Annotated in this window: 8 protein-coding genes and 2 riboswitches; all 8 genes read right to left on the bottom strand. The window is 44.9% G+C overall.

All coding sequences use genetic code 11. The annotated features are described in order from the left end of the window. Window positions 1–1,164: 1,164 nt before the first annotated feature. Entirely contained in the window at window positions 1,165–2,502 is a 1,338-nt protein-coding gene (locus GJB59_RS12530; protein ID WP_142828423.1) for an NCS2 family permease, read from the bottom strand. A 120-nt stretch (window positions 2,503–2,622) separates the two neighbouring features. Further along, window positions 2,623–2,724, bottom strand: a riboswitch (purine riboswitch). A 120-nt stretch (window positions 2,725–2,844) separates the two neighbouring features. Continuing rightward, window positions 2,845–4,383: a glutamine-hydrolyzing GMP synthase gene (gene guaA / locus GJB59_RS12525; protein WP_142828435.1), complete on the bottom strand. Its 1,539-nt coding sequence runs from the start codon at window positions 4,381–4,383 to the stop codon at window positions 2,845–2,847. A gap of 126 nt (window positions 4,384–4,509) precedes the next feature. Then, window positions 4,510–4,611: riboswitch (purine riboswitch) on the bottom strand. 32 nt (window positions 4,612–4,643) lie between these two features. Next, window positions 4,644–6,830 carry a transglutaminase domain-containing protein gene (locus tag GJB59_RS12520; RefSeq protein WP_142828422.1) on the bottom strand — a complete coding sequence of 729 codons (2,187 nt, stop codon included), beginning with the start codon at window positions 6,828–6,830 and terminating at the stop codon, window positions 4,644–4,646. Continuing rightward, complete coding sequence (locus GJB59_RS12515; RefSeq protein WP_142828421.1) at window positions 6,827–8,041, bottom strand: DUF58 domain-containing protein; 1,215 nt, start codon at window positions 8,039–8,041, stop codon at window positions 6,827–6,829. The genes GJB59_RS12520 and GJB59_RS12515 overlap by 4 nt, the downstream gene beginning before the upstream one ends. Further along, a complete protein-coding gene (locus GJB59_RS12510; protein WP_142828420.1) occupies window positions 8,038–8,988 on the bottom strand; it encodes an AAA family ATPase in 951 nt (316 codons plus the stop codon). The genes GJB59_RS12515 and GJB59_RS12510 overlap by 4 nt, the downstream gene beginning before the upstream one ends. A 161-nt stretch (window positions 8,989–9,149) precedes the next feature. Next, window positions 9,150–9,977 carry an NAD(+) synthase gene (nadE, locus tag GJB59_RS12505; RefSeq protein ID WP_142828419.1) on the bottom strand — a complete coding sequence of 276 codons (828 nt, stop codon included), beginning with the start codon at window positions 9,975–9,977 and terminating at the stop codon, window positions 9,150–9,152. Window positions 9,978–9,989: 12 nt separating this feature from the next. Beyond that, a complete protein-coding gene (locus tag GJB59_RS12500; RefSeq protein WP_142828418.1) occupies window positions 9,990–11,459 on the bottom strand; it encodes a nicotinate phosphoribosyltransferase in 1,470 nt (489 codons plus the stop codon). Between the two features lie 573 nt (window positions 11,460–12,032). Further along, window positions 12,033–13,475: an aldehyde dehydrogenase family protein gene (locus GJB59_RS12495; protein ID WP_142828417.1), complete on the bottom strand. Its 1,443-nt coding sequence runs from the start codon at window positions 13,473–13,475 to the stop codon at window positions 12,033–12,035. Window positions 13,476–13,484: the final 9 nt, after the last annotated feature.

Below are 13,484 nucleotides of genomic sequence, written 5' to 3'. Positions count from 1 at the left end.
TGTTTGTTGACGTTTTGCTGTTCAGTTTTCAAGGTTCAAATTGTTCGCCGCGCTCATTGGCGACTTGATTAATATAACACGATGATATTATAGAGTCAATACTTTTAAAGAGGATAGTTGTACCACTTTATTATAACAGAAAATTCTTAATAAAAAGATTACAAAAACGTTACAAATTTGAAAGGGAATTGCCTCTTTACATTCAAACCTTCCCCTTAAATTTAAAGAGTTACTATTCTTGGACAACAATTGAAATTAACTTGTAAAAAAGTCTTGAACCCGCACCTGTCTCTCATACTTATTAACCTGTTTTCACTTCAACTATTTCAACAATATTAAAGACTCTTAAAGTTTCTTCTATAATATACACTACAAATTTTTAAAAAGAAGAATTGTAATACTAGATGCATCTTCCGAAAACAAAAGGGTTCTTTACAGACTCTTTTAAATTGCGGGTTGCAACCCAACCCCGTAAGACAGGCTATGTCCATCGCGCCCTATCCGAGTAGACTGTAATGTGGGAAGTCTAATGAATTTCAATGTTTTTTCTACCTGTGACAGAGAATCATACATCAGGTCAAAGTCTTTCTGCTATTCCCGCGTCAATTAAAGCGTTGCGAAACGCACATAAGAAACCTCGGACCTCGCCCAGCAGAAACTATCCAAACTTGCTAACTACAAAAATAGTTCCCCCTTTAAAGAGCATCTCTGTTTTTAATTCATCTTCCCCGGACTTATGAAGTATTGTTTCAGGTGACGCTATCGGCGATGAAGCAAAAGGCCAAACGATAAAACCCGTTGGTATAGACGCCATCAAAATGACAGATCGCAGAGCGGCGCACTTCAGTAAGAAAGTACTCTCTCTTCCTTACCACCCTGGAGAAAATAATTCTGCATTTACACGGCACTCAAAAAATGAACTGAACATTTTTTAACTCTGCAAAACCGCACTTCTCATGATAGCGATAAAAATGCCAATTGCTACTATTGCGTGAATACTTTGGCACCGTCAGTGAACCTCACTGAAATATGGCAGTCCAGTTGATCAATAGATACCTGAAGCAGAGGATGGTGAACGAAGCACTCATGGACGAAGTGTTGTACTTGATTTTACAAATTATCAAAAGAAAAAAATCCACCAATCATTCTGGTGGATTTTTATATTTACGCTATGAAAATGAAATACAAAACAAAAATTACAAACAACCCATACATGATTGGATGAACCTGCTTGCCTTTTCCTGCTACGATCATGGTGATCGGATAAAAGATAAAACCAATCGCGATTCCTGTTGCAATACTGTAGCCAAGCGGCATGGCAATCATTGTCAAGAATGCCGGTACTGCAATTTCAAATTTCGTCCAGTCAATTTTCCCAAGAGCCGAAACCATCAAGACACCAACGATTACCAAAGCTGGAGCTGTCACCGCGCTTGTAATTACTTCAAGCAGCGGATAAAAGAGTATCGAGATGAGGAACAGCACCCCTGTGACGACAGCGGCAAATCCGGATCGAGCTCCCGCAGCAACTCCTGCCGTCGATTCAATGTACGAAGTGGTCGTTGATGTTCCGAAGATCGCCCCACTCACAGTAGCAATCGAATCAGCCAAAAGCGCTTTGCCTGCTCTTGGAAGTTTATTGTCTTTCATTAAACCAGCCTGATTAGCTACAGCCACTAATGTCCCCGCTGTGTCGAAGAAATCGACGAACAGGAATGTTAATACCACGACAAGAAACTGGATATTCAACAATGAACCAAAGTCATTGAAAATCGGTTCAAGCGCGACACCGAATGTGGGTGCCATGCTTGGCACATTAAAGTCAATGATCGCACTTGGCAAGTTGACGACGCCAAAAATCATTCCGACAATTGCCGCGATCATGATACCGAAAAAGATTCCACCCTGTATGCCCCGGACCATGAAGATAACCGTGACAAGCAAACCGAAGATCGCCAGCAGCGCAGAGCTGTTCGACAGGTCTCCCAGACCAACCAACGTATCGGGATTCCCGACAATGATTCCTGCGTTTTGCAGCCCGATAAACGTAATATAAAGTCCGATACCAGCTCCTACTGCGTATTTCAATTCAGCAGGAATTGAGTTGATGATCAGTTCACGAAGACCCGTCAATGTAATGAGAATAAAAATAAGACCGGAAAACAAAACCCCTGTTAAAGCCGTTTGCCAAGGAATTCCGTAAGTAAGGATAACCGTGTAGGCAAAGAATGCATTAAGGCCCATGCCGGGAGCAAGAGCGATTGGGTACTTCGCCAATATCCCCATAACCAAACATCCGATTGCAGCAGCTAAAGCAGTTGCCATAAAGACAGCTCCGTAATCCATCCGCATCGCATCTGGAAGATCAGGAACCGACTCCAACGTTAATGTCAGCGGGTTAACGACTAAAATATAAGCCATCGCTAAAAATGTTGTTAGTCCACCGATGAATTCCCGGCGATAATTCGTTCCCAGTTCTTCAAACTGAAAATACTTTTTCATTCTGATTCCTCCGAATGCCTGTGTATAATCTCTACAAAAGAAAAACGCATACAGCGGAATGCCGTATGCGTTCGATTTACCCTTCCACGTAAAAAAATGAAAGGCACCCTGCTCACCAAAAAATGAGCGGGTTAAAATCGTAGTCGAGTCATTTACGGTAACTCGGTAGAAACTTTCGGGCCTTATCCCCGACATTATACGACAAGCTTATTTAATTTCTTTCGTAATATAACATGTACAAACTGAAAGAACAATACTAAACACGAACATTTAATGCTAAATAATAAAAAAAGTTCGTGTAACAGACAAAAGATGCCAGCTGCTTAGCTGGCATCTTCAGACTTACTCCCACTCAATCGTAGCAGGCGGCTTGCTCGTGATGTCGTATAGCACGCGGTTAATGTGGTCTACTTCGTTGACTAAGCGGACACTGATTTTCTCCAGCACTTCCCAAGGAATCCGGGCCCAATCAGAAGTCATGCCGTCAATTGAGGTAACTGCACGAATGCCGATCGCATAATCGTACGTACGGGCATCGCCCATAACGCCAACGCTGCGCAGATCCGGCAGAACGGTAAAGTATTGCCAAATGTCACGGTCAAGACCGGCTTTACTGATTTCGTCGCGAAGAATCCAGTCAGACTCGCGGACGATTTCCAACTTTTCTTCTGTTACTGCCCCCATAATGCGGATGCCAAGACCTGGACCCGGGAAAGGCTGGCGCCATACAATTTCATCCGGCATGCCAAGCTCTTTTCCGAGAACACGCACTTCGTCTTTGAACAGCGTGTTCAATGGCTCGATCAACTTAAACTGCATGTCATCCGGCAAACCGCCTACGTTGTGGTGCGATTTAATGGTTTGGGCAGTGGTCGTACCGCTTTCGATAATATCGGTATAAAGTGTTCCTTGTGCGAGAAAATCCATACCTTCCAATTTTGACGCTTCGTCATCAAATACATAGATAAATTCATTGCCGATGATTTTACGTTTTTTCTCTGGATCAGTAACACCTTCAAGCTTGCTCATAAAGCGGTCGCGCGCATCAATTTTGATGACATTCATGTTGAATCCGTCAGCAAAAGTCTTCATGACACTTTCTGCTTCCCCTTTGCGGAGAAGTCCGTGGTCGACGAACATACATGTTAATTGATCGCCAATCGCCCGGTGAATCAAGACAGCGACAACAGAAGAATCCACGCCGCCGCTAAGTGCACAAAGAACTTTTTTGTCGCCGACTTCTTCACGGATTTTTTCAATTTCCAGCTCAATGTAATTTTCCATTGACCAGTCATCTGCCATGCCGCAAACGTCATAGACAAACTTACGCAGCAAGTCGTTGCCGTAGATCGAGTGGCGAACTTCCGGGTGGAATTGAACTCCGTAGAATCCGCGGCTTTCGTCTGCCATGGAAGCGATTGGACAGCCTGAGCTTGTTCCAATGACGTCAAATCCAGGAGGGGCTGCTGTAACCAAGTCGCCATGGCTCATCCAGACAATCTGCTCTTCAGGAAGGTCTTTGAAAATCTTGCTTTCTTTGGTCAACTTCAGCTCAGCTTTGCCATACTCGCGGTTTTGGGATTTCTCCACATTCCCTTTCAAGTGCAGCGCCATCAGCTGCATGCCGTAGCAAATCCCTAAAATCGGCAAGCCCATTTCAAAAATCGCATCATCGATGGAAAAAGCGTCTTTGTCGTATACCGAATTTGGACCGCCTGAGAAAATGATTCCCGTGGCATTCATATCTTTGATTTCTTCGGCAGTGACGGTATGCGGATGAAGTTCACTGTATACTCCGATTTCGCGGATGCGGCGGGTGATCAACTGATTGTACTGACTTCCGAAATCCAAAACGACGATTTTTTTCTGCTCTTTCAACATTGGACTAACTGGCAAAACCTTCACCTCTTCTATTCAATTCAGGCCTCAAAATAGCAAAAGAACGCGAAAATTGGACCTCGCGTTCTTCTGCTCTACATCAAAAAGGCGAATGCACATGTCAAAAAAGCATGCGTCATCCACCTTCATAGTCAAGTCATTTCCGGGGACTTGGTAGAGACATCCGATCCATATCACCGGACATATATGAGGGCACCTGTAATCTATAATTTTCTCAATTGTACAAGCTAAAAGTCGTAAAATCAACCGCTTGTCCGATTGATTAAATTTTCCCAACTTTCCCTTAACTCAGGCCAGTCAACCGATTCCTCGTCGCCCCCATAAACCGTGCGCTCGTATGCCTCAGTCAACTTGGACATTTCCCTCGTGCCGAAAAATGAATCGATGTAAGCTGCGTAAGATTTCAATGTCTGCCCCGGGCGTCTGTTAATGCCGTACAATTCCAGTTGCTTCAACAATCTCAGATAGGCTTTTTCAAACCGTGCTGTTCCTCCACTGCCTCTTCGGTAATAGGAGATCAGCAGCTTCGGCATCCATCTATGCCGAATTTTGAAAAGTATCGTTGCAGCAAGTACGAGCCCAACTAACGTCCAGAGGATCTTCCAGCGATTCGCTGAAATGGAATCGGTAAACCGGTCCCAGAAAGAAGGACCGGAAGCTACTGCCGCTTCTTCCTCTTCCGCAGTTTCCGGATCTTCAGCTAGTGGACTTTCCTGTTCTTCAGGCTGTTCCGGATCGTCCGCATCCAGTTCTAAATCAAAATCGATGGCAGAAGCTCCGGTAAAGCCGATAGTCGGTTCGAAAAGCATCCAGCCAACTCCAGGCATATAAGCCTCTACCCAAGAATGGGCATTATTATTTGTCACTTGATAAACATCGGTATCGCCGTCTGAATCGACCAGCTCTCCTTCATTAAATCCCTTGACCCAACGGGCAGGGATATCCAAAGAACGCAGCATGACCACCATTGAGGTCGAAAAATTATCACAATAACCTCTTTGTGTTTCGAATAAAAACTGGTCCACATAATCTTCGTCAGCCTCAGGCACTGGAATATCGGATTGGCTGTACTCAAATCCTGAAGTGCTGAAATAGCGCTCGATTGCGCGTGTCTTGTCATAGACTGTTTCACTGCTTTCAGTAACTTCCGCCGCCAAATCACCCACACGTTCGGGCAGCTCATCCGGCAATTGCAAAAACCGGTCAAACTCGGCAGGCAGCTCCGCTAATTCTTCCGGGCTTGTATCGCGTAAAGCAGTCAGACTATAGCTCGGCTCAGTAAAGCTGATTTCATATGCTTCAGGTTCAAACTCTTCCCCATCTTGATAAGTTTCAAAACGCTGATCCGCCGTACTATACTGGTAGTCCAATGACTCTTCCATTGTAAAAGATTCGGTTCCATAAGGATAAAGGACAAACGGGAATCCCTGTTCCATCGATAATTGAGCCGATTCCAGTTCTTCTTCTTCATCTAGAACAAAATCTGTTTCAACAGTTTCGCTGTTTCCGTAGACGAATGATTCACCTACGTTCTCGGTAAGTTCCCAGCCCTTTGTCGTATAAAAATCTTTCGATTCGACCTTCCAATACTGGCCTTCCGACACTTCTGCCTGGAAAACGGCTGTATCGTCTCCGATAAAAGAACCGCCCAACCGTGAATCATCCACTCCGTAACCTATTCTGCCCACATTGCCTCCGCTTCCGACACCCCCTTGTCCAGAGAACGAGGTGATAAACGGAACCGGATCCGGCCAAATCGGACCGGCTTTTGGCAGATACAAAGCCAAAGCAGTTGAACCCGCCACCAATAAAACAAGCGGCACAGCAAACATGGCCAATTTATCCGTTCGCTCCAATATGCGATGCCCTTCCATCCAACGCGCCAAATGCAGCAAGCCCGCGAGAAGCAAGCCGATGACCATGATCCGAATGATGGCCGTTTCTCCCGAATACGGGCTGAAAGTATCCAATACCGCGATAAATATGACAGTCAACAAATAAAACAGGAAGATACTCAACCTGAAGCTCACCCAGTAATGGATCAAATAAATCGCCATCCACAATAAAACGAAAAACAGGACGGTGCGGAAAACATCCGTCGTTCCGGCCCAGTCCTGGGACATTAGGGCGGAGAAATTCAGACCGAAATCTGTCCGGAGAAAGGCAATGGCTTCACCCGTAAAAAACACATTGCCGGTATAGACATAAACGATGAACCACAAGATGTACAAAGTTTTTAAAGGTCCGGAAAACCACCACGGAACCCGTAAAAAAGCCATTAATAAACCGGCAGCCACAAAAATCAAAAACAATGCTTTATGGCCTGTTGCCGTCAGCACAATAACAGGTGTCAGCCATTCAGCCAGCATAAAGAAAACCAGTGCATATAACACAGCCATAAACAGTTTATTTTTCCTTATGGAAGTCATTGGCGGTTCACCTCCGTAAACACTGTTGCAAAGTTCTCTGGACTCACCCGCTTGACTACAAATCCTTTCGAACGTGCAAACTGGTGAACTTCTTCATCTTCTTTGAGCAATGGTTCTCCTTTATTAGCAACAACCAAACACATGCAGTTGCTTAAATTTTTAGCGTTTTTTCTAATCGCCTGCACCATGTCCATTGTCAAATGGCAGGTCACATAAAGCAGACTGGAAGTGTTCATCCGCTGAAGCTCACGGCCAATCGCCTGATCAGCTGGCTTATCCAAATCACTTTGCACTTTCGCCAAATGATACATCACCCGCTGCAGATGTTCCTCCGTTTGAATCAGCGGAAAATAGTTGGGATTTTGGCCAACAGACAGATAGGCCAGGCTCGAATTGGCCCGAACAACCGACTGCAGAATGGATGCTACCAGCTCTACCTGCAGCTCGAAATTTTTTGAAGCCTTTCGGTCATCCAACAAAAAAAGCTCTTGCGATTGGCGATCTTCAAATTCTTTCGTGCGCAAAGTCTGGGTGCGTGCATATGATTTCCAATGAATCCACGAGACACGGTCGCCAGGCTGGTAATCCCTGATTCCACTTGCTATGGTGGTATCCTTCACCAGCGTAAAAGGAGCCGCCATTGAACCTTGGTCATAGCGCGACTCCATTGGCCGGTAGGTGATTTCTACAGTAGTCGGATAAACCAACACAATTTGCTGGATCGGCAAAAGTCGATTTTTTTTCACCCAGCCGAAAAAATCAGCGACTTCCAGGTGAATTCCTTCCAGTACATGTTCTCCTCTTGGCATCTGGTCGACCGCATAAGTCCAGGAATACCTTTTTCGGAATCCCGGAACAATCATTTTCTGCTGCTGGCCAGCCATTCTTTTGTTTAAGGAAGGCGAAGTGGTTTGTTCTCTTAAAACGGTATACAGCAATGGAAACGGGGTTTTCCGGTAAATAGTGGCTGTGGCTGAAAAACTTCCGCCTTTACGCACCTGCGCCGTATGAATTTCCCTGGAGGCTTCGACATCCTGCAACGGATAAAATGTAAGCAGAACCGAATAGAGGATAAATGGCAGAGACATATAAAAAATAAACCAACTGACAAATCCGCCTTGGAACATGGCAAAAGAAAACGTTAAAAAAAGGATAAATAAAACGAGGAGCAGACGCCCCCATAAACTTATAATTTTTTTCAGTCGATTCATTGGCCAACTAGCCTTTGAACAGGCACGCGTGTTTTCGCTAAAATTCGTTCCGTAATTTCTTCTGCTGTTATCCCATCGTAACGGGCTTCTGATCGAAGCATGATGCGATGCCCGAAAACGAACTTCGCCAAATACTGCACATCATCCGGTGTTACATAATCCCGTCCTCTTAACAAAGCATAGGCTTGCGAAGCTTTCATCAATGCAATCGAACCACGCGGGCTAACACCCAAATATACGTAGGAATCCTGGCGGGTCTGCCTGGACAAATCGACGATATAGCTGCGGATAGTTTCATCTACTTTAATGGTTTTCACCTGCTCCTGAAGTTCTAGCAGCTCGTTGAGGGAAATTACTGAGGTCAATTCTTCAATCGGTGCTGCAGACCGTGCACGGTTCAGTACTTCCATTTCTTCTTTAGGCGTTGGATACCCCATTTTAATTTTTAATAAAAAGCGATCAAGCTGGGCTTCCGGCAGTGGGTAAGTGCCTTCGTATTCAATCGGATTTTGCGTTGCCATGACAAAGAAGGGTTTAGGAATCTGCATCGTGACACCATCAATGGTGACCGAGGCTTCTTCCATCGCTTCAAGAAGAGAAGACTGCGTTTTTGGTGACGTCCGGTTGATTTCATCAGCTAAAATGATATTGCCCATGATCGGCCCTGGGCGGAAGTGGAATTCCATGTCTTTCGGGTTATAGATGGAGACACCTACAACATCCGACGGCAGCAAATCCGGCGTAAACTGAATCCGTTTGAAATCGGCTCCTACTGATTTCGCCAAGGCGCGGACCAGCATCGTTTTTCCGACACCTGGAACATCCTCAAGCAAAACGTGGCCATGAGACAGCATCGCCACCATGCTCAACTCTACAATATTGCGCTTGCCGATAATCACTTTTTCAATATTATCAATTACTTGTTCCAACCGCTCTTTTGCATTCATCTATAGTTCCTCCAATACAAATCAGAAAATGTTTTGAATTATCACAATCTTATCGTAATCATAACGAATAATGGATAATAACTCAACTGCGTCGGCTTTTCCTTCTATCGCTTAGCCCATAAAAAAAGCAAGGTCTCCCGAAGAGACCCTGCTTTTTCTTGTTATTTCCAAAAATCGTCAAACACTGTAATAGGCAACTGCCTCTTGTGCTGTGTTCTCAAATAATAGCCTTCCAGTTTCTCCTGAGCATCTGCCGGAATTTTCTTGCCTTCCAAATAATCGTCGATCATTTCGTATGTTACTCCGAGAGCTATTTCATCAGGAATCGCCGGTTTGTCTTCTTCCAGATCCGCAGTGGGAATTTTCATGTACAGATGTTCAGGAGCACCAAGTTCTTTTAACATAGCCCGTCCCTGGCGCTTGTTTAAGCGAAACAGCGGGGTCAAATCCGCTGCACCGTCCCCAAACTTCGTATAAAATCCGGTGATAGCCTCTGCTGCATGATCTGTTCCCAAAACAACGGCCTTATGCATGGCTGCCACTGAATATTGGGCCTTCATCCGTTCACGGGCCTTTTCGTTCCCTTTTGCAAAATCGGACAGTCCAATGCCCGCTTGCTCCAATGCCCGGTCGCTGGCATCAACAGCTTCTTTGATGTTGATAGTGTAAAGTTTAGTCGGCTGAATAAATTCCAGCGCGTCTTTAGCATCATGTTCGTCAAACTGCACCCCGTATGGCAAGCGGACGGCATAAAATTCATAGTCCTGCCCACCTGTTTCCTCATTCAACTGATCGATTGCCATTTGGGCTATCTTGCCAAGCAATGTGGAATCCTGGCCTCCTGAAATTCCCAACACAAATCCTTTTAAGAACGAATGGCGCTTGAGATACTCTTTTAAAAATGACACCGTGCGTTCAATTTCTTCTTTTGGTTGGATGGAAGGCTGCACTTTCAGCTCTTCAATAATTTGCTGTTGCAAAGTAGACATTTTGAATCCCCCTTAGTCTCGAATATAATCATGGACCGCCTGGCGCACTTCCTGGATGTTCTTCATTTTATTGTCCCAGCATTTCTGGCTGAGATCTACCGGATATTCCTCAGGATTCAGTGAGCGTTTATACTCATCCCATAACAGGTCCATGTTTTTTCTTGCATAGGCCTGCATTTCAGGCAAACTCGGGTTTTCGTAAACCACCTGTCCATCTTCAATAACTTTGTGGTGAATATTGACTGCTTCAAAATTTGTCACGAATTTCGATACGAAGGTATGGACAGGATGGAACATTTTCAAACGCTCTTCAGAAGCAGGATCTTCGTCATGCATCGCAATATAGTCACCTTCTGATTTTCCATTTTCCCTATCTATGATCCGGTAAACACTTTTCAGTCCCGGAGTGGTGACTTTTTCTGCATTTCCTGAAATTTTTATGGTATCTTCCATCTCGCCGTTTTCATTTTCAATCGCTACTAACTTATATACTGCCCCCAACGCTGGCTGATCATAGGCAGTGATCAGTTTCGTCCCGATGCCCCAGGAATCTACACGTGCCCCTTGAGCTTTTAGGTTTAAAATGGTGTATTCATCCAGGTCATTGGAAACCACTACTTCTGCATCCGCAAAACCTGCTGCATCGAGCATTTTCCGCGCTTCTTTGGATAAGAATGCAATATCACCGCTGTCCAAGCGGATTCCGTGGAAGTTGATCTGATCTCCCAGCTCCTGCGCCACTTTTATGGCAATAGGCAATCCGGATTTTAATGTATCGTATGTATCCACTAAAAAGACGCAGTCTTTATGGCGTTTTGCATAGGCATGGAAAGCTTCATACTCATCTTTATAAGCCTGCACCATCGAATGGGCATGTGTTCCTGCTACCGGGATGCCGAACTTCTTTCCTGCCCGCGCATTGCTGGTCGCTTCAAGCCCGCCAATGTAAGCTGCGCGCGTACCCCAAATGGCTGCGTCCATTTCCTGTGCCCGTCTTGTTCCAAATTCCATGACCCGCTCATTTTTCACAATTTGCTTGATCCGGCTTGCTTTAGTTGCGATCAAGGTTTGGTAATTAACGATGTTCAACAGCGCAGTTTCGATTAATTGAGCTTCCACAAGAGGTGCTTCTACACGGATCAACGCTTCATTCTGGAAGACCAGTTCACCTTCCATTACTGAATAAACATTTCCTGTAAATCGGATCGTCCGCAAATAATCGAGAAAATCCTGTTTATATCCGAGCTCTTCCTGAAGATATTCCAAATCACTGTCCGTAAATTTGAAGTTTTTCAAGTAATCCAGCACACGTTCCAATCCGGCAAAAAGAGCGTAGCCATTGCCAAAGGGCAGTTTGCGGAAAAATAATTCAAATACCGCTTTCCGCTCGTGCATGCCATCTGCCCAATAAGCCTCCGACATATTGATTTGATATAAATCTGTATGTAGTGCCAAACTGTCATCCGCATAATGCTTATTCATAAGAGTCTCCTTCTTCCACCATCAGTAATGCCTACAATTATACACCAATAAAGGGAAGACAAAAAATAAAAGTGATCTCTGGCTATTTCAGTTGGCCCGGCAGCTGAAAATCAGGAAAATCTGAAGTTATGGTTTCTATCTGATTTGCGTGGCTTGCACCTAATTTGGCCAAAGCGATCTGTATACCGTTATGTCTATACAACATCAAGCAGTTTTTCTATTCAAACCTCTTCATTGACATTTATCAAAGTCTGTGAGATACTTATCTAGTTAACACAAAGGTAACTGGTAAATTTTGATAATCTGGCATTCTACAATAATGTTTTTGAGAATACTTATTCACACTGGCGCGATTTAAGGATCGCAAGGACGTAAAAGAAGGTAGGGTTTACGTTGCTTAAGTTAGAAAGCACCCAGTGGAACAATGACCGCGGTACTGGAAGTAATACTTTCAATGGAAATGATTCCCCTGTCAAAAGGGTTGAAAAATTGAGTCAAAACAAATTATAGTTACCTTAAACAAACAAAGGGCTGTCCTCAAATCGAGGACAGCCCTTTTCCAATGTTTAAACCTTAATACTTTAGTGCAACATTCTTCAAGATGGTGTAATTGCGCAGAGCTTCCAGACCTTTTTCCCGGCCAAACCCACTTTTCTTATACCCGCCGAATGGCATCTGCACCCCGCCGCCTGCACCGTAATTGTTGATGAAAACCTGTCCCGCACGTATTTTGCTGGCTATACGATGTGCCCGGGCTCCATCTTTTGTCCAGACCCCTGTCACCAGACCGTAATCCGTACCATTGGCCAATTCAATTGCCTGCTGCTCTGTTTCAAAAGAAAACGCGGCAACGACAGGCGCAAAAATTTCTTCCTGAGCCACATAGCTTTTCGGTGCCAACCCATCTATGACAGTGGGTTGGAAAAAGTAGCCGTTCTCAAGTCCGGCTGTTTCCTCGCGCTTGCCGCCTGTCAGGAAAGCGGCTCCTTCTTTATTTGCTACATCCATGAATTCCAGAATGCGCGTAAATTGCTTTTCATTAAGAATCGGACCGAGATCCAAATCGTCTACCCCTTTGCCGATTTGGATCTCTTCCATTTTCACCACGACCTTTTTCAGAAATTCATCTTTAATGGTCTCCTGAATCAGCAGACGAGAACCTGCAGAACAGGTCTGGCCGGCATTTTGAATAATCGAACGCACCACCCAGTCCACTGCTTCCTCTTGGTCGCAATCATCAAAAACGATGTTCGGGGATTTGCCGCCAAGTTCCAAAGTTACCGGCTTGACGTTTTTGGCTGCTCCCATCATGACGGCTGAACCTGTTTGGACTGAACCAGTAAATGTAATGTGATCAACATCCGGATGTTCGGATATTGCAGATCCCGCTTCATAGCCATAACCAGTCACCAGATTAAAGACACCTTTCGGCAAATCTGTTTGATCAAAGATCTCGGCCAATTTGATGGCGGTCAATGGCGTATCTTCCGCGGGTTTTGCGACAACAGTATTGCCTGTCGCAATTGCAGCGGCCGTAGAGCGGGAAATGATTTGCAGCGGGTAGTTCCAAGGGACAATGTGCGCCGTTACGCCTATCGGTTCCCGCAGCGTGTAATCCAGTATCCCCGGCTGAACCGGTATGGTTTCACCAAAAATTTTATCGGCCATTCCCGCATAATATTCAAAGTACAGTGCCGACGCCTCAACATCTTTACGTGCCTGGGTCAAAGGTTTACCGGTATCCAGCGTTTCCAGCAAAGCGATTTCTTCCACATCCGCCCGTAAGGCATCTGCCACTTTATGTAAAATCCGGCCCCTTTCAATCGGTGGAAAAGACTGCCATTCTTCTGATTCAAATGTTGTGCGGGCCGCTTCGACTGCTGCATCCACATCTTCTTTCTTCCCTCTTGGAATTTCTGCCAGCACTTCACCGGTGCCTGGATTCTTTGTTTCAAACCACTCATTTCCGATACTGCTTACCCATTTTCCGTTTATATACATCTGCTGTTTTTTCACTTTTTGCGC

This window comes from Planococcus soli, from assembly GCF_016881065.1.
GTDB lineage: Bacteria > Bacillota > Bacilli > Bacillales_A > Planococcaceae > Planococcus > Planococcus soli.
Note: the sequence above shows the minus strand (reverse complement) of the source record. Positions and strands in the feature narration are given on the sequence as shown.